We start from the raw sequence: 17254 nt of genomic DNA on the forward strand, positions 1-17254 counted from the left end.
TCTTGGTGAGGCGGCGCGCTCCCTCACGCGCCGCTAGCCATTCGGCCGATCAGCTCACTTCGATCTTCTGGCTGTCTTCGTAGGTCGAGCCGTCATCATCGTACCAGGTGAACTTGAACTCACCCGATTCCGGGACTTTCGCCTCGAATTCGATGTAGGGGTTCGTCGAGATCGCCGGCTCGAGGGTCACGTCGACGACGTTCTCACCGTTGAAGTCGCAGGTGAAGCGATTGATGATCTCGCGCGGGATGACGTTGCCGTCTTTATCCTTGCGCTGACCCGATTCCATCGGGTGCGAGATCAGGGTTTTGATGGTGATCGTGTCACCGGCCGAAGCTTTTTTCGGCACTTTTACGCGGGGTCTCACGCCTTTCATGGTCTTGTCTCCTCAGATACCGAATTTAGCCGCCGCAGCCGCCGATGGTGACCTTCACGGTCGATTTCGCCTGAACGAAGCTACCGTCAGCCATCTTGGCGACAGCGATCACGTCCTGGGTCTTCGAGAGGCGAATGCGGGTCGAAGCCATCTGCGAGCCAGCCAACGGACCGAACTTGAAGGTCACGACGTCGGGCGTCGGGTTGCCGGTCGCGAAGACCGCGATCTCGGTTGCGCCAGGCGCATCCACGGAGATCGGAACGGTGTTCCCGTTCTCGGCGATTTCCGGCGCGGTCAGGGTGACGCCGTCACCCATTGCGGCATCGGCGCCGCCGGTGAACTTGGCGATGGCGTCGGCACCGGCATCGGCCAGCGCGGGCAGCGGCAGCATGGAAGCGGCAACGCCGCCCATCGCCAGCGCCAGCGCGTCACGTCTGGTCATGGTCATGTTGTATCTTCTCCTCTCGGGTTTGTCGTTCAGAGGGTCACTCTTCCTTGAGGGTCATCAAGAAAGCGACCACATCCTCAACCTGTTGTGCATTCAAAATCGGCGGCAGATCGGCAGGCGCAGCCTTGCCGGTGTACCCGTCGCCGGGGCGAATGAAGGGGCCGGTCTTATACATCGCCGGCATTACCGTGCCTTCGAACGTGTGCTTGGCATCGACGACGATGCCGCGCAGCTGCGACTCGTCCCAGCGGTCGGCGGCGCCGTTCAGCTCCGGGCCGACATTGCCTTGGAACGACGCGTCGAGCGCCGAGACCTTATGGCAGGCCACGCAGTTGCCCAGCGACTTGGTCGCCGCGACTTCTGCGCCTTTAGCTGCATCGCCCGGCTGGCCGGTCAGCGACTCGGCCACCGCGCCCACATCGGTGAATTTGACATCCATCGGCGCGGTTTCTGCGATCGCGGCGCTGGCTGCGAAGGTGACGGCCATTGCGGCCCACGCAACGTGGCGTTTCATAGAAGTCCTCCCAAATTCTCTCCCTGACTCACTTTTAAGCGAGCGCGCTACAGTGGTGCAATGGATAAATTCAAAAAACCGCATATTTTCCAATATGTTCACTCGGATATATCGAAGCATACAGCCGTATACCCAAGATTTTTTTAGCAAAATCAGAAACATTCGCGGGTGCAGCACGAATGCTGCACTGGCAAGCAAGCGATCACGACTCTGTCAGAATCGCCAAGAGAGCGCTCATTTCGCCATAACTTTCTCGGCAACGTACTTCTGAAAGTTCTGCCCGCTCTCATAGCCGTGAGTCTTTACCCACTCGAGCAGAGCCATCGTCGTGCCCTTCCCGAAAGCCCCAGGCATCTGCGCCACGGCCTGCTTGTTGGCGGGCTGGTCGGAAGCCTCTTCGGGGAAGAACATCATGGTCGGCGTGAACATCACGCCCCACTTCATCGCCATCTCTTTTTCGGGCAAAGCCTCGCCGTCGAAATCGGTCACTTCGACATCGCCGAAGAGGTTCATCTGCACGACGTAGTAATTGTCGGTGATGTATTTCGCGATCTCGGGGTCGGAGAAGACCTCTTCGTGCATCTTCTTGCAGTAGATGCAGCCGCGCTGCTCCCAGATGACCATGAAGCGCTTGCCCTCGTCATTGGCAGTCGCGAGATCGTCCGACATGTCCTTGAACGTGTCGTGGAACCACGGCTCCTTGTGCAGCCCGTCATCGCCCAGCTCGGCCGCATGGACCGGCAGGGCCGGCATCGCGGCGGTGAAAGCGGCAGTCAGAAAATGACGCATGATCGTTCTCCCTAGAAACAGACTGTCAGCCGAGACTCCCACTCGGCATGACGTCGATCAGAAACTCACCAATGTAGCGCAGCCCCCCGGTCACGATGAGAACCGCGAACAGGATCAGCATAACCCCCATCGCCTTTTCCACATAGCCGAGCTTCGCGCGGTGCTTCGCCATGAAGGCGAGGAAAGGCCGCGTGAAGAAGGCCGCGATGATGAAAGGCAAGGTCATCCCGATCCCATAGGCAAAGAGCAGCAGCCCGCCCTTCGAGATATCCCCCATGCCCGACGCCACCATCAGGATCGCCGCAAGCGCGGGACCGACGCAGGGCGTCCAGCCGAAGCCGAACGCGAGCCCCATCACATAGGCACCGAGGAAGGTCGTGGGATCGGTCTTCGCCTCCATCCGCGCCTCGCGATAGAGGAACGGGATGCGGATCACGCCGAGGAAATGCAGACCGAAGACCAGCAGGATCGCCGCGGCCACCCAGCTCAGCGGCCCCATCCATTCGCGGAACGCAGCCCCCAGCGCGGTCGCCCCCATCCCCATCAGCACGAAGATCGTGGTCACGCCCAGCGCGAAGGCCACCGAAGAGGCCACCATGCGCGCCTGCGCGCCCGGCGCAATCTTTCCGTCGCCACGCAGCTCGGACATCGACAGCCCGGCCATGTAGGACAGGTAGAACGGCACCATCGGCAGAATGCACGGCGTCAGAAAAGACAGCAGGCCAGCAAAAAACGCCCCGCCATAGGTAATATCGATCGGCACTGTTTCCTCCCTCGTGACGCGCCCTAGCCTATATGGCCTCGGTCTCCCAACCGTCCTTGAAGGGGCCCGTCAAACACATTACGATCTTTATATGTAAAAAGGGGTCCGTCAATGTTCCGCATTGTGTGGCATACGATTTCACTGACCGCGGTGCTGGCGATCACGCTGGGCGCGACGGGCCATGTCGCGCGGGCCGATACCGCATCGCAAGCCGCCGACACGACGGTCGCCGCCACCTCCGAGGCCGAGGCCAGCGAGGCGCAGGCCGAAAGCGAGTTCCGCCTCTTGATGGTCGAGCAGGTCGGCTGCGTCTATTGCCGGATGTGGAACAACGACCTCGCGCCGATCTACCCGAAGACGCCTGAGGGCAAGGCGGCGCCTCTGCAGCGGGTCGATCTGCACAAGCCCTTCCCCGAGGATATCACGATCACCGGGGGCAAACCGCTTTTCACGCCGACCTTCATCCTGCTGCAGGACGGGGTCGAGGTCGCCCGCATCGAAGGCTATGCGAGCGAAGATTTCTTCTGGGGCCTCCTTGATCAGGCCCTGAAAAAGAATGGCGCGACGTATCAGACCCCGTCAAACTGAGGTTTGACCTGCGCGCTTTTGTCCCGCTTCGGGCGGGTTTTTACGCTCTCGGGCTTTGTTCCGGCGAATCGACATGCTAAAGCCTGAGTCATTCGATCAATACGGTCGCACTCTGTGCGGCTTCCAAGGAAGGACGATGCGGTGCGGCATCTGGTGCCTGACGGTCATGCCGAAAAGCTTGCCTCTGCCACGGCCGAGTCGAGGTGTTCCCGCATGGATGCAGAAGAGCTACTCGATCGCGCGCAAGACGCCTCCAACCTCATGAAGGCGCTCGCCCATGAGGGGCGGCTGATGATTCTGTGCCATCTGAGTTCGGGCGAGAAATCGGTAACCGAGCTGGAAAACCTGCTGGAATCGCGCCAGGCCGCGGTGAGCCAGCAATTGGCACGGCTGCGTCTCGAGGGGCTCGTCAGCGCACGCCGCGAAGGCAAGGCGATCTACTACACGCTCTCGGATCCGCGTGCGCGTCGCCTCGTCGAGACGATTTACGACATGTTCTGCGCCACCGACTGACGCCGGTGAGCCATGAGACCGGACACTGGGTGATCCGGGAGGGAGAAGGGCAATGGAACAGATTCCGATGGGTGCCTTGGCAGCCATGGTCGGGGCGATCGGCGGCATCATTCTCGGCCTCGCTGCGCGCCTGGGCGATTTCTGCACCCTCGGCGCGCTGGAAAGCGCGGCCTATGGCGACGACCAGAGGCGCCTGCGCCTCTGGGGGATCGTGCTGGGCGTGGCGATCACCGGCGCCTTCGTGGCCGAGGCCCTGGGCTATGCCGACATCACCCGCAGCTTCTATCACACGATCAAATGGTCGCCGCTCGCCTCGATCGTGGGCGGGCTCGTCTTCGGCTATGGCATGGCGCTCGCCGGCAATTGCGGCTTCGGTGCGCTGGTGCGTTTCGGCGGCGGCGATCTGCGCGCGATGGTCGTGGTCGTGGTGATGGGCATCTTCGCCTTCGTGACGCTGTCCGGCCCCCTCGCCCATCTGCGCCTTCTGATCTTTGACCAGCAGGCCGCCGACACCCCGCAAGGCATCGCGCATTGGCTCTCGGCGCGGACCGGGCTTCCGCCCTTGGTCTTCGCCCTGCCCGTCGCCGCCGGCTTCCTTGCCTGGGCGCTGAGCTATCAGCCGCTGCGCGCCGACAAACGCCGCCTCGCCTGGGGCGTGGCCGCGGGTCTCGCGGTGGTCTGGTGCTACGTCGGCACCTCCTATCTCTTCAACCAGAGCATGGGTGCGACCGGCGTCGAGGCGCCGTCCTTCACCGCCCCGCTCGGGCGCACGATCCTCTATTTCATGACCTCCACGGCGGGCGGGCTCACCTTCTCCGTGGGTCTCGTCGCAGGCGTGCTGGGCGGAGCCTTCCTCGGCTCGGCCATTCGCGGCCTCTTCAAATGGGAAGCCTGCGAAGACCCGCGCGAGCTGGGCCGTCAGGTCAGCGGCGCGGCCCTGATGGGGATCGGCGGCACGATCGCGGTCGGCTGTTCGATCGGCCAAGGGGTGAGCGCGATGGCTGTGCTCTCCTTCTCCGCACCGGTCACGCTCGCCTCGATCGTGATCGGCGGTCTGATCGGCCTGCGCCAGCTGATCCACGGCTTCCAGCCCGAGTAAGTCCCGGCCGCGCAAATCGGCCCGTTTTCGGCTTGGCTGAAATATCCCGGGGGTGAGGCGCGGACGCGCCGAGGGGGCAGCGCCCCCTCTCCCCCGAACTCTTCCCGCACAACGCTTGCGAATCTGATCCGGGTTTCCTATATCGCCCCTCGAGAGGTTGGCGCGGGCGAGCGCCTCGCCAACCCGGTCAGGTCCGGAAGGAAGCAGCCGCAACGAGCCCCGCTTGGGTCGCTGTCCAGCCTCTCACCCTACCCCCACAAACTCCCTTGGCTTTGCCGCCGCGTCACCATGCCCGATTGTGCAACGACGTCGTCAAGCTAAACTTCCCGTCAAAGGGGAGGTTTCACCATGTTTCGTATTGCTCTGGCCGCTCTGGCCATTATGCCTGTGCCGCTCTTCGCAGGCACGCTTACCACCGTCGAAGTCGCACCGAACACCTATGCGATCGAGGGCCCCTTCGGACAGCGCGATGCCGAGAATCTTGGCAATAACGCGACCTTCGGGCTGATCGTCACGGATGAGGGCGCGGTGCTGATCGATGCGGGCGGCACCTATAAGGGGGCGGCGGCGCTCGACGAAGTGATCGGCACGCTGACCGATCAGCCGGTGAAATACGTGATCGACACCGGCGGGCAGGATCACCGCTGGCTCGGCAATGGCTACTGGAAAGAGCATGGCGCCGAGATCATCACCTCCGAGGATGCGCTCGCCGACCAGAAGGCCCGCGCCTCGCTGGAGCTGACGATGCTAGATGCGCTGGTCGGGCAGGACGCGCTTGCAGGCACCGAACCCGTCTATGCCGACACGACCTTCGACGAGAGCTACACGCTCACTCTTGGCGGGCGCGAGATCGAGATCACCCATCCCGGCCCGGCCCACACGCCCGGCGACAGCTTCGTCTGGCTGCCCGCGGAGAAGGTGATGTTCACCGGCGATATCGTCTTCGTGGGACGCATCCTCGGCGTGCTCGACATGTCCTCATCGATCGGCTGGGTCGAGGCCTTCGAGGCGATGGCCGCCTACGAGCCCGCTCATGTCGTTCCGGGCCACGGCCCCGCCACCGACCTCGCGACCGCGACGAAGGACACCTATGATTACCTGACCAATCTGCGCAGCCAGATGGCCGATTATATCGACGAGGGTGGCGACATCATCGGCTCGGTCAATGTCGACCAGTCGCAGTTCGAATATCTCGAGGATTTCGACACGCTCGCCAAACGCAACGCGCAGGCGGTATTCAGCCAGATGGAATGGGAATGAGCCGGGTGGACGCCGACGCCCCGGGGGCCTAGTCTGACGGCTGCCTATGACACCGGAGCTTCGATGACCGACACCCAATATCAGGTTCTCGCCCGCAAGTACCGTCCCGAGACCTTCGCCGACCTGATCGGACAGGCGCCGATGGTGCGCACGCTGAAGAACGCCTTCGCGGCCGACCGGATCGCGCAGGCTTTCATCATGACGGGGATTCGCGGCACCGGGAAAACCACTACGGCGCGGATCATCGCCAAGGGGCTCAACTGCATCGGCCCCGACGGCAACGGCACCCCTACGACCGATCCCTGCGGCGTGTGCGAGCATTGCCGCGCGATCATGGAAGGCCGCCATGTCGACGTGATGGAGATGGACGCCGCCTCGCGCACCGGCGTGGGCGACATCCGCGAGATCATCGAGAGCGTGCATTACCGGGCGGCCTCGGCGCGCTACAAGGTCTACATCATCGATGAGGTTCACATGCTGTCCACGAGCGCGTTCAACGCGCTCCTGAAGACGCTCGAGGAACCGCCCGCCCATGTGAAGTTCATCTTCGCGACCACCGAGATTCGCAAGGTGCCCGTCACCGTGCTCTCGCGCTGCCAGCGCTTCGACCTGCGCCGGATCGAACCCGAGGAGATGATCGCGCTGCTGCGCCGGATCGCCGATGCGGAAGGCGCCGAGATCGCCGATGACGCGCTCGCGCTGATCACCCGCGCCGCCGAAGGCTCCGCCCGCGATGCTACCTCGCTGCTCGATCAGGCGATCGCGCATGGCGCAGGCGAGACCACCGCGGAACAGGTCCGCGCGATGCTGGGTCTGGCAGACCGCGCCCGCGTCCTCGATCTGTTCGACATGATCCTGCACGGTCAGGCTGCCGACGCATTGACCGAACTTGCCGCGCAATATGCCGATGGCGCCGATCCGATGGCGATCATGCGCGATCTGGCCGAGATCACCCATTGGGTCTCCGTCATCAAGGTCACGCCCGAGGCCGCCGAAGACCCGACCGTGCCGCCCGAAGAGCGCAATCGCGGTCAGGAAATGGCGGCCGCGCTGCCGATGCGGGTGCTCTCGCGGCTCTGGCAGATGCTGCTCAAAGCGCTCGAAGAAGTCGCGAGCGCGCCCAATGCGATGATGGCGACCGAAATGGCCGTGATCCGCATGACCCATGTGGCCGACCTGCCGGACCCGGAAACGCTGATCAAGAAGATCCAGCAGGGCAACACCCAGACTCAGGCCGCAGGCCGGGGCCCCGCGCCTTCGACCGGGCCCGTGCATGGCGCCACGCTGCGCGCCCGCCGCGCCGGTGGCGGCGCGGTCGCCGCCGCGGCCCCTGCCCCGCAGCACGATCCGATGGCCGACGCGCTGGCCCGTTTCGCCAGCTTCGACGACGTGGTCGACCTTATCGCCCGGATGCGCGACATGACCCTGCTGCTGGAGGTCGAGAGCAATCTGCGTCTCGTGAATTACCGCCCCGGCCGGATCGAGTTCGAACCGACCCCGCGGGCCTCGCGCGACCTCGCAGCGACGCTTTCGGCCCGGCTGCAAGGCTGGACCGGCGCGCGCTGGGGCGTCTCGGTCGTCTCCGAAGGCGGCGCCCCGACCATTGCCGAGGTGAAGGCCGAGGAAATGGCGAAGGCCGAAGCAGAAGCGATGAAGAACCCGCTGGTGGCGGAGATCTTCGCCCGCTTCCCCGGCGCGAAGATCGAAATCCTGCCCGAGGAAGATACCGCCGCGATCGAGGCCGAGGCTCTGGCCGAGGTCGAAGACGAATGGGACCCCTTCGAGGAAGGCTGAGCCACGCCAAGGGCGGCCCCGCGCGATCCTGCCGCGCCGTTTTGCGCCTTGTCCCTTGTCCCTTCGCGCAGCGATGCGTATCTCTCACTCAAGCCAAACGTGACGGAGAAAGCGATGTTCAAGGGATTGGGCGCCATGGGCGACATGGCCAAGATGATGAAGGCCGCCAAGGAAATGCAGGAGAAGATGGGCGAGCTCCAGGAAGAGCTCAAATCCATCGTGGTCACCGGCGAGGCCGGGGCCGGTCTCGTGCAGGCCCGCGCCACCGCGAAGGGCGAATTGACCGGGCTCTCCATCGATCCCTCGATCCTTCAGGCCTCCGAGAAGGAAGTCGTCGAGGACCTGATCCTCGCCGCAATCAAGGACACGCAGGAAAAGGCCAAGTTCCGCGAGCAGGAAGAGCAGAAACGCCTCCTGCGCGAATTGGGCCTGCCCGAGAACATGGACCTGCCGGTCTGATCCGATGAGCGGCGCGCGCGACGAGATAGAGGCGCTGATCGCCCTGATGGCGCGGCTGCCGGGGCTTGGCCCCCGCTCCGCCCGGCGCGCGGTGCTGCATCTGATCTCGAAACGTGCGCAGCTGATGGGCCCCTTGGCCGAAGCGATGGCGCAAGTCGCCCGCACCGCGCGCGAATGTGAGCGCTGCGGCAATATCTCGACCGCGCCGATCTGCGACATCTGCGAAGACCCCAAACGCGCCACCGGCGAGATCTGCGTGATCGAGGATGTGGCCGACCTTTGGGCGATGGAGCGCGGCCACGCCTTCAAGGGCCGCTACCACGTCCTTGGCGGCACGCTGTCTGCGCTCGATGCGATCGGCCCCGAAGACCTCCGCATCCCCGACCTGCTCGAACGCGCCACCGAGGAAGGCATCACCGAGGTAATCCTCGCCCTCAACGCCACCGTCGAGGGCCAGACCACCGCGCATTACATCGCCGAGGCGCTCGAAGGGCGCGGCATCGCGGTGACCAGCCTTGCCCAAGGCGTGCCGATCGGTGGCGAGCTGGACTATCTCGACGACGGCACGATCCAGGCGGCGCTGCGCGCGCGCAAAAGCTTCTGATGGGCACCCGGCCCGAGACGGAGGCGCTGCTGCGCGACTGTCTCGGAGACCGGATCGCGACCCGGCCGATGTTCGGCGAATACGCGGTCTATATGGGTGGCAAGACGGTGGCTCTTCTGTGCGACGACACGCTGTTCGTGCGCCAGCTGCCCGAGGCCACGCGCTACCTTGAAGACAGCGGCCACGCGCCCGTTGCGGGCAAACCCCACCCGCGCGCCAAGGATCACTGGCAGATCGACCCGGACCTCTGGGAAGACACGGAGTGGCTCGCAGGTCTTCTGAGCGTCATCGAGGCCGCCCTGCCCACCCCCAAACAAAAACGCAAACCCAAACCGAAAACCTAGCCTCCGCCCCCTTCGGCTTGGCAAAAATATCCCCGCCGGAGGCATCCGACCCGTGCCCCCCGCGCCACCTTCCGGCAAGGGAACGCCATCGGCGGGATGGTCGCCATTGAACCCGCCCGCGCCCGCCGTTATCAGTTCTCCAAATCCCCCAACGAGAATTGCGAGCGTCGCCCCGATGATCCGCCTCTACCATGTCGCCCTCTCCCCGTTCTGCCGCAAGGTCCGCCTCACGCTTGCCGAGAAGAAACTCGAGGTCGAACTCGTCGAGGAACGCTACTGGGAACAGCAGCCCGATTTCCTGCGCCGCAACCCGGCGGGCAAGGTCCCGGTGCTGAAGATGGACGGCATGATGATGGCCGAAAGTCAGGCGATCTGCGAATATATCGACGAGACCCATCCCGACGCGCCGCTGATGCCGCGCGATCCCGCCGCGCGCTACGAGGTGCGCCGCCTGTGTGCGTGGTTCGACGATAAGTTCAACGCCGAGGTCACCGCGCGGATCATGGGCGAACGCGTCTGGAAGAAGGTCCGCAAGGAAGGTTATCCGGACAGCAAGACGGTGAAGGCGGGCCTTACGGCGATCAAGTATCACCTCGATTACATGGGCTGGCTGCTGGAGCAGCGCCGATGGCTTGCAGGCGACGTGATGACGCTCGCGGATTTCTCGGCGGCCGCGCATCTGAGCTGCCTCGATTACATTTCCGACGTCGACTGGAACCGGCAGGAGGCCGTGAAGGACTGGTATGCGAAGATCAAGTCGCGCCCGGCCTTCCGCTCGCTTCTGGCCGATCAGCTGCCCGGCATGCCGCCCGCGTCGCAATATGCGGAGCTGGATTTCTAAGCGCCGCGCGCGTCCTACCCAACATCGCCATACTTTCACTGCGCCGTCCGACCATCTCGGGCGGCGCAGTCATTTTGCGCGGCACGGTGCTGGCTCACGCAAAGGTGCGCGCCTCACGAAATTCAAACAATTGATTTAATCACTCGCTTCGCTACCTCAGGGACAGGCCCAAGCCGATCCAGAGCTTGGCCCGGACTGCAAAGCGAGGACTGCCATGCCCCACCCTGTGCTGATCGTGGGGGCCGGCCCGACCGGTCTCACCGCCGCTTACGAACTGGCCCGCCAGGGCGTGCCCGTCCGTCTGATCGAGAAATCCGCAAGCCCCGCCACCACCTCGCGCGCGATCGCGGTTCAGGCCCGCACGCTGGAGATGCTGGCGCAGCGCGGTCTGGCGGACACCCTTGTGGCGCGCGGCGTGCAGACCCGGATCGCACAGTTCTATGGTGAGGGCGCCCCGCTCTTCCGGCTCGACTTCGCCCATCTCGAGAGCCGCTTCCCCTATATCCTCTTCGTCTCACAGGTCGAAACCGAGACCGTGCTGCGCGAGGCCTGCGCAGCCCTCGGAGTGGAAACGGAGTGGTACACCGAACTCGTCGCCATCGCCCGCGAGAGCCATGACGGACAGGCGCGACCCACAGCGGTGCTGCGCGGACCCGGCGGCACGCTCGAAGAGCTGCACCCCGATTGGATGATCGCCAGCGGCGGGGCGCATAGCTTGATCCGCCGTACTCTCAATCTGCCCTTCGAGGGGAAATCCGTGGGTCAGGGCTTCGTGCTGAGCGATCAGATGGTCAGGGGCGCGCTCGCCCCCGAAGAGCTGCATATCTTCTCCTCCAGCGACGGCTTTCTGGGCATGTTTCCCTTGGGTGGCGGACGTTTCCGGCTCATCGCCTCCGATGTGGCGGGCAGCGAGCAGCCCGATCTGCAGACGCTGCAGCAGGTCTTCGATGCCCGCGCCCATCTGCCTGCGACGCTCCATGACCTGACGTGGTCCTCGCGCTTCGCGATCAACAGCCGGATGGTCGGGACGCTGCGCTTGGGGCGCTTCCTGCTGGGCGGCGATGCGGCGCATATCCACTCGCCCGCCGGCGGTCAGGGAATGAATACGGGCATGCAGGACATGATGAACCTCGGCTGGAAACTCGCGCGGGTGATCGAGGGCCGCGCGCCCGAAAGCCTGCTCGACAGCTATGAGGCCGAGCGTCTGCCGGTGATCCGCGATCTGCTGCACGGGACCGAGGCGTTGACCGCGAATATGGCCTCGACCTCGCAGGTGCGCCGGATGCTGATCGACCATATCAGCCCCTATCTCGGCAGCCGCGACCTCGTGCAGGAGAAAGTCGCGGCCCGGATGGGCCAGATCGCGATCGGCTATGCGGGCGGACCGCTTTCCGACGGCCCGCATGCGCGCGGCACCGTCGCACCGGGCGCGCGGCTTCCCGACCCGCCGTTGGAGGTGGCCCGCGATGGGGCATGGCATCCGGCCCACGCGCAGGATTTGGTCGATCCGTCGGGGTTCGTTCTGCTTTGCGCCGGGGATAACCCCGCCCCGCAGAGCCGCTTTGCAAAAAGCCTGAAACTGCGCCCTGCCCCCGACCACGCGGAGGCGTTCGCGCAGGTCTTCGGCCGCGAGGGCACGGCGGTGTTGGTGCGGCCCGACGGCTACGTGGCACTGAGCGCGCCGCTTACCGACGCAGCCAGCGCGGTGGCGGCTTACGCGGAGGCGCATTTCGCCAGCTGACGCGCGCAGCCCCGCCCCTTGTCTTGCCCGCCCGGCTTCGAAAGGATACGGCGACGGTGCGATGCGGGCCGCATCCGTCACGCGCCGAGGGGGCTCTGCCCCCGCCGGCCTGCAGCGCGGCCCCCCGGGATATTTGGACCAAGGCGAAGCCATGAGTGCGGAGTTGAAAGCGCGGTTGATCGAGACGGCCCTTGCCGAGGGTTTCTCGAAGGCGCGCATCACCACGCCCGACGCGATCCCGCAGGCCGCAGAACGGCTGGCCGCCTTCGTGGGCGCGGGCATGCACGGCCAGATGGGCTGGATGGAAGAGCGCATGGGCTGGCGCGGCGATCCGGCGGCGCTGTGGTCCGAGGCGCGCTCGGTGGTGATGCTGGCCGAGACCTACACGCCCGAATACGACCCGCTGGACCTGCTGAAAGCGCGCGATCACGGAGTGATCTCGGCCTATGCGCAGGGCAAGGATTACCATGATCTGGTGAAGAAGCGGCTCAAGCGCGTCGGGCGCTGGTTGCTCGATCAGGCGCCTGAGGGCGAGGAGATCAAGGTCTTCGTCGACACCGCCCCGGTGATGGAGAAGCCCTTGGGCGAGGCCTCGGGGCTGGGCTGGCAGGGCAAGCACACGAACCTTCTGGCGCGCGATCTGGGCAGCTGGTTCTTCCTCGGCGCGATCTTCACCACGGTGGAGCTGCCGCCCGACGCGCCGGAGATGAGCCATTGCGGGTCTTGCACGGCCTGCCTCGACATCTGCCCGACCGAGGCCTTTCCGGCACCCTACCAACTCGATGCGCGGCGCTGCATTTCTTATCTGACGATCGAGCATAAGGGGCCGATCGACGAGGAGCTGCGCGCCAAGATGGGCAACCGGATCTATGGCTGCGACGATTGTCTGGCCGTCTGCCCGTGGAACAAGTTCGCCGCAGAGGCGCGCGAGGCGCGCTATCACGGCGGCGTCGGTGCGCCGCCCCTGGCGGAGCTGGCAGCGCTCGACGATGCGGGGTTCCGGGCGCGGTTCTCGGGCTCGCCGATCAAACGGCTCGGGCGCGACCGCTTCCTGCGCAACGTCCTTTATGCGATCGGAAATTCCGAGGATCCGAAACTGGCCGAGGCTGCGCGCCCGCATCTGGACGATCCCGATCCGGTGGTGGCCGAGGCCGCGCGATGGGCGCTCGACCAGCTCGGGCAGGTATCGCGATGAAAGCGATTGCCGCGCCCCGCGCATGGCCTATCTGATCGCGGTCATGACACCCGTTACCACCCAGACCCCTCGCCCACTCCTTGGGATCGCGCTGAAGCTCGGCACGGTCACGGGCTTCGTCATCATGCAGGCGCTGATCAAATCGGTCTCGGACCGGGTGCCGCCGGGCGAGGCGGTATTCTTTCGCTCCTTCTTCGGCATCGTGCCGATTATCCTGTGGCTCCTGTGGCGCGGTGAGTTGCAGGGCGGATTGCGGGTGGAGAAACCGATCAACCACGTCATGCGCGGCGTCGTGGGAACCACCGCGATGGCGCTGAGTTTCGCAGCGCTCGCCTTCCTGCCGCTGCCCGAGGCGACCGCTCTGGGCTATGCGGCCCCGCTGCTGACGGTCGTCTTTGCGGCGCTCCTGCTGGGCGAGACGGTCCGGATCTTCCGCTTCTCGGCGGTGGGGCTGGGTATGGTGGGCGTTCTGATCGTGCTCTGGCCCCGGTTGGGCGGCAGCGGGCCGGAAGGCGGGGCGGAGGCACTTGGCGCGGGGCTGGCACTGGCGGGCGCAACCTGCGCGGCGCTGGCGCAGATCCAGATCCGCCGCATGGTCGGGTCGGAGCGGACCTCTGCCATCGTCTTCTGGTTCTCCTGCACCGCCTCGGTGCTCTCGCTTGCCTCCCTGCCCTTCGGCTGGGTCGTGCCGACCGCGTGGGAGGCGACGCTTCTGATCCTCGCAGGGCTGATCGGCGGCACCGGGCAGATCATGCTCACCTCGGCCTATCGCTTCGCCGATGCCTCGCTGGTGGCCCCTTTCGATTACGCCTCAATGCTGCTGGCGCTGGTGATCGGCTACACCATTTTCGCGGAAGTGCCGACCCATGCGACCCTCGCCGGGGCCGCGCTCATCATCGCGGCCGGTATCGCGATCATCCTGCGCGAGCACTGGCTGGGGCTGGAGCGCAAGCGCGCGCGCAAGGCCGCGACGCCCCAGGGCTGAGCGCCGATCCGCCTGCGACAATAAACCTGCCTGCCCCTGCGTCACGACTCGGTCGAATCGTGCTATGGTGCGACTATCAGAGGCGATGACGAGAGGAGGAAGATATGTCCCGTCACATCATCGACCGCGCCGAACTCAAGGCGGAAGGACCGCGCGTGAAGCGGTTTCTCGAATTGCAACGGCGCGAAGGCATCCACCCGGTGATCAAGGAGCTCAGCAAACGCGGGCGGCCCGACCACGGCGCACGGATGAAACAGTTCCTGCGGATCGAGCGGGCTGAAGCCACCTGACGACCTGATCGGCGCTCAATAGCTGTGAAAACGCGAAAGGGCGTGCCGGGGGGCACGCCCTTCTGTTTTCTCGACCGAAGCGCGGATCAGGCGCGCACGAGTTTTTCGTAGGTCTCGGCGATATCGCGGGTCAGCGCGCCGACCTCGAAGTTGAAGTCGCGGATCTGGCTGACCGGGGTCACCTCTGCGGCGGTGCCGGTAAGCCAGCACTGTTCGAACTCGGCCAGTTCGGTCGGCTCGATCAGGCGCTCGTGGACGGTGATGCCCTTTTCCTTCAGCAGGCCGATCACGGTCTGACGGGTGATCCCGTTGAGGAACACGTCGGCCTTGGGCGTGTGAACCTCACCATCCTTCACGAAGAAGATGTTCGCACCGGTCGCCTCGGCCACGTAGCCGCGCCAATCCATGAACAGCGCGTCCGAATAGCCGCGATCTTCGGCGGCGTGCTTGGACATGGTGCAGATCATGTAGAGACCGGCGGCCTTCGCTTCAGCGGGAATGGTGCGCGGATCGGGACGACGCCATTTCGCGATGTCGAGCTTGGCGCCCTGCATCTTCGCATCGCCGTAGTAATTGCCCCATTCCCAGCCAGCGACAGCCAGACGCACGGGATTCTTGCGCGCCGAGACGCCCATATCCTCGCCCGCGCCACGCCAGGCCACCGCACGCACATAGGCGTCGGTCCAGCCATTGGCCTTGAGCATGTCGTATTTGGCCTTTTCGATCTCTTCGACCGAATAGGGGATTTCCATGTCGAGCAGTTGCGCCGATCTGCGCAGGCGGGCGGAATGCTCTTCGCCTTTGAAAATCTTGCCGTTGTAACAACGCTCGCCTTCGAAGACGGAGGACGCGTAATGCAGCGCGTGAGTCAGGATGTGGACATTGGCGTCACGCCAATCCACAAGCTGTCCATCCATCCAGATCTTGCCGTCACGATCGTCATACGAGCCCGACATCTTACTCTCCTTGCAGTCACGCCATTTTACGAATATTGCGCAGCATACGTCCGAAGTGGACACTTTGTTGCGCGAAAACTGCTCTGCGGTACCAGTTGAGTCTTGGAAAGTCAACAAGGCTGACATAAAGTCACGCAAAAGAGAGGGACGATATGGCAGATAGCGGAAGCCCCGGGGGCGAGACACTTCTTTTTCTGACGGACGAGCAATTGCGCAAGGGCATCGAGGCGATGTTCTTCGCCTATCGCGCTTTTACTGCCGACCCTGACCGCCTGCTCGAAGAATATGGGTATGGGCGCGCGCATCACCGTGCACTGCATTTCATCAACCGCCAGCCAGGGCTGACCGTGACGACGCTGCTCGCCGTTCTGGGCGTGACCAAGCAATCGCTCAACCGGGTGCTGCGCACGCTGATCGAGGACGGGCTGGTGGAAAGCCGCGTCGGCACCCGCGACAAGCGCGAGCGGCGGTTGCATCTGACGGCCGAGGGCGAGACGCTGGAACGCGCGCTCTCGGAGGCGCAGCGGGGCCGGATGCGCTCTGCCTATCGCGCGGCGGGGCCGCAAGCGGTGGCAGGCTTCCGGCAGGTGCTGGAGGCGATGATGGGCCCCGACCTGCATAAGCTCTATCAAATGATGAAAGACGATTGATGCCCTACTCGGCCGACCCTCATCTCCTCATCGTCGACGATGACGAGCGCATCCGGACGCTGCTGAAGAGTTTTCTGCAGCGCAACGGTTTTCTCGTCACTGCCGCGCGCGACGCGGCCCATGCGCGCTCGCTGCTGTCGGGGCTGGAATTCAGCCTGATCGTGATGGATGTGATGATGCCCGGTGAGGACGGGCTGTCGCTGACCCGCGATCTGCGCGGCAAATCGATCGCCACGCCGATCCTGCTACTGACCGCGCGCGGCGAAACACGCGAGCGGATCGAGGGGCTGGAAGCGGGCGCCGACGACTATCTCGCGAAACCGTTCGAACCGAAGGAACTCCTGCTGCGGATCAACGCGATCCTGCGCCGGGTGCCGCAGGAGACCGAGAGCGGCCCGAAATACCTCTCACTGGGGCCCCTGAAATACGATCAGGAGCGGGGCGAGCTGTGGGATGGTGATGCGCTGGTGAAACTGACCGCGACCGAGGTGCAGCTGATGCGCATCTTCGCGACTCATGCGGGCGACGTGGTCAGCCGCACGGAACTGATCGAGGAGCTGGGCCGCGAGCGCGGCAATGGCGAGGAAGGCGGCGGCGACCGTGCGGTCGATGTTCAGATCACGCGCCTGCGCCGCAAGATCGAGCGCGACCCCCGCGAGCCGCGCTATCTGCAGACGGTGCGCGGTCTGGGTTACCTGCTCGCCCCCGACTGAATGGAATGAAGGCGGATACTACATATTGAGGGGCCCCTGTGCGGCGTACGAAAGGCACCGCGTTAGGCTCGCTCATCTTCAAAAATGCGAACCTGTTGTATGTTTTACATGTCACGAATCGCTTTTCCCCAATCGGGAGCGGTATTTGCGTGTCGACCTTGCCGTACGAGGCCCATCCCCGGTGCGCATGGCCATTGACCTTGGGTGATCTGTTGCACGAGCGACAATTAACTGCCCCTCAGCACAAATTCAGTTGATTGTGTTCTGGACTGACAAATTCGTGATTGGTATGAGAGCGGCCATGTTTGGCGGCACCTCGCGACGTGCCCCGG

General features: G+C 64.6%; 21 protein-coding genes and 1 other RNA gene. 16 read left to right on the plus strand and 6 right to left on the minus strand.

Annotation, left to right across the window (positions count from 1 at the left end):
• Nucleotides 1–49 precede the first annotated feature (49 nt).
• The 5 genes from soxZ to BMI87_RS05365 form a co-directional block, all read right to left on the minus strand.
• Entirely contained in the window at nt 50–376 is a 327-nt protein-coding gene (gene soxZ / locus BMI87_RS05345; protein WP_078520151.1) for a thiosulfate oxidation carrier complex protein SoxZ, read from the minus strand.
• A gap of 25 nt (nt 377–401) precedes the next feature.
• On the minus strand, nt 402–824 hold the full coding sequence (gene soxY, locus BMI87_RS05350; protein ID WP_078520152.1) for a thiosulfate oxidation carrier protein SoxY: 423 nt from the start codon (nt 822–824) through the stop codon (nt 402–404).
• A gap of 37 nt (nt 825–861) precedes the next feature.
• Entirely contained in the window at nt 862–1338 is a 477-nt protein-coding gene (soxX, locus tag BMI87_RS05355) for a sulfur oxidation c-type cytochrome SoxX (RefSeq protein WP_078520153.1), read from the minus strand.
• A gap of 234 nt (nt 1339–1572) precedes the next feature.
• Entirely contained in the window at nt 1573–2127 is a 555-nt protein-coding gene (locus BMI87_RS05360) for a thioredoxin family protein (RefSeq protein WP_078520154.1), read from the minus strand.
• A 25-nt stretch (nt 2128–2152) separates the two neighbouring features.
• Entirely contained in the window at nt 2153–2890 is a 738-nt protein-coding gene (locus tag BMI87_RS05365) for a cytochrome c biogenesis CcdA family protein (RefSeq protein WP_232621622.1), read from the minus strand.
• A gap of 111 nt (nt 2891–3001) precedes the next feature.
• Between BMI87_RS05365 and BMI87_RS22760 the strand changes: the two genes are divergently transcribed.
• The 14 genes from BMI87_RS22760 to BMI87_RS05435 all read left to right on the plus strand — a co-directional run bounded on the left by BMI87_RS22760 (nt 3002) and on the right by BMI87_RS05435 (nt 14603).
• A complete protein-coding gene (locus tag BMI87_RS22760; RefSeq protein ID WP_246832650.1) occupies nt 3002–3478 on the plus strand; it encodes a hypothetical protein in 477 nt (158 codons plus the stop codon).
• 213 nt (nt 3479–3691) lie between these two features.
• A complete protein-coding gene (locus tag BMI87_RS05375; RefSeq protein ID WP_078520155.1) occupies nt 3692–3991 on the plus strand; it encodes a helix-turn-helix transcriptional regulator in 300 nt (99 codons plus the stop codon).
• 52 nt (nt 3992–4043) lie between these two features.
• A complete protein-coding gene (locus BMI87_RS05380; protein WP_078520156.1) occupies nt 4044–5090 on the plus strand; it encodes a YeeE/YedE family protein in 1047 nt (348 codons plus the stop codon).
• Between the two features lie 151 nt (nt 5091–5241).
• Nucleotides 5242–5338: signal recognition particle sRNA small type (gene ffs / locus BMI87_RS05385), an RNA gene on the plus strand.
• A gap of 100 nt (nt 5339–5438) precedes the next feature.
• Nucleotides 5439–6350 (plus strand): MBL fold metallo-hydrolase, encoded by a 912-nt coding sequence (locus BMI87_RS05390; protein WP_078520157.1) that lies wholly within the window; start codon nt 5439–5441, stop codon nt 6348–6350.
• Nucleotides 6351–6413: 63 nt separating this feature from the next.
• On the plus strand, nt 6414–8144 hold the full coding sequence (locus tag BMI87_RS05395; RefSeq protein ID WP_078520158.1) for a DNA polymerase III subunit gamma/tau: 1731 nt from the start codon (nt 6414–6416) through the stop codon (nt 8142–8144).
• A gap of 114 nt (nt 8145–8258) precedes the next feature.
• Nucleotides 8259–8603 (plus strand): YbaB/EbfC family nucleoid-associated protein, encoded by a 345-nt coding sequence (locus BMI87_RS05400; RefSeq protein ID WP_078520159.1) that lies wholly within the window; start codon nt 8259–8261, stop codon nt 8601–8603.
• Between the two features lie 4 nt (nt 8604–8607).
• A complete protein-coding gene (gene recR / locus BMI87_RS05405; protein ID WP_078520160.1) occupies nt 8608–9207 on the plus strand; it encodes a recombination mediator RecR in 600 nt (199 codons plus the stop codon).
• Complete coding sequence (locus BMI87_RS05410) at nt 9207–9551, plus strand: TfoX/Sxy family protein (protein WP_078520161.1); 345 nt, start codon at nt 9207–9209, stop codon at nt 9549–9551. The genes recR and BMI87_RS05410 overlap by 1 nt, the downstream gene beginning before the upstream one ends.
• 175 nt (nt 9552–9726) lie before the next feature.
• Nucleotides 9727–10392, plus strand: coding sequence for a glutathione S-transferase family protein (locus BMI87_RS05415; protein WP_078520162.1), 666 nt, complete (start codon nt 9727–9729; stop codon nt 10390–10392).
• A gap of 214 nt (nt 10393–10606) precedes the next feature.
• Nucleotides 10607–12133: an FAD-dependent oxidoreductase gene (locus tag BMI87_RS05420; RefSeq protein WP_078520163.1), complete on the plus strand. Its 1527-nt coding sequence runs from the start codon at nt 10607–10609 to the stop codon at nt 12131–12133.
• Between the two features lie 151 nt (nt 12134–12284).
• Nucleotides 12285–13328 (plus strand): tRNA epoxyqueuosine(34) reductase QueG, encoded by a 1044-nt coding sequence (queG, locus tag BMI87_RS05425; protein ID WP_078520164.1) that lies wholly within the window; start codon nt 12285–12287, stop codon nt 13326–13328.
• Nucleotides 13329–13350: 22 nt separating this feature from the next.
• Complete coding sequence (locus BMI87_RS05430; RefSeq protein WP_078520165.1) at nt 13351–14313, plus strand: DMT family transporter; 963 nt, start codon at nt 13351–13353, stop codon at nt 14311–14313.
• Nucleotides 14314–14417: 104 nt separating this feature from the next.
• Complete coding sequence (locus tag BMI87_RS05435; RefSeq protein ID WP_078520166.1) at nt 14418–14603, plus strand: hypothetical protein; 186 nt, start codon at nt 14418–14420, stop codon at nt 14601–14603.
• 86 nt (nt 14604–14689) lie between these two features.
• On the opposite strand, the gene BMI87_RS05440 is transcribed toward BMI87_RS05435, so the two are convergent.
• Nucleotides 14690–15559, minus strand: a complete 870-nt coding sequence (locus BMI87_RS05440) for a branched-chain amino acid aminotransferase (RefSeq protein WP_078520167.1) — start codon at nt 15557–15559, stop codon at nt 14690–14692.
• Nucleotides 15560–15711: 152 nt separating this feature from the next.
• Here BMI87_RS05440 and BMI87_RS05445 point away from each other — a divergent pair, with 152 nt between their 5' ends.
• Both BMI87_RS05445 and BMI87_RS05450 read left to right on the plus strand, forming a co-directional pair.
• Nucleotides 15712–16209, plus strand: a complete 498-nt coding sequence (locus BMI87_RS05445; RefSeq protein ID WP_075775697.1) for a MarR family winged helix-turn-helix transcriptional regulator — start codon at nt 15712–15714, stop codon at nt 16207–16209.
• Nucleotides 16209–16922, plus strand: coding sequence for a response regulator (locus BMI87_RS05450; RefSeq protein WP_078520168.1), 714 nt, complete (start codon nt 16209–16211; stop codon nt 16920–16922). The genes BMI87_RS05445 and BMI87_RS05450 overlap by 1 nt, the downstream gene beginning before the upstream one ends.
• Nucleotides 16923–17254 lie beyond the last annotated feature (332 nt).

Origin of the sequence: Thioclava sp. F28-4 (genome assembly GCF_002020045.1) — a bacterium.
GTDB lineage: Bacteria > Pseudomonadota > Alphaproteobacteria > Rhodobacterales > Rhodobacteraceae > Thioclava > Thioclava sediminum.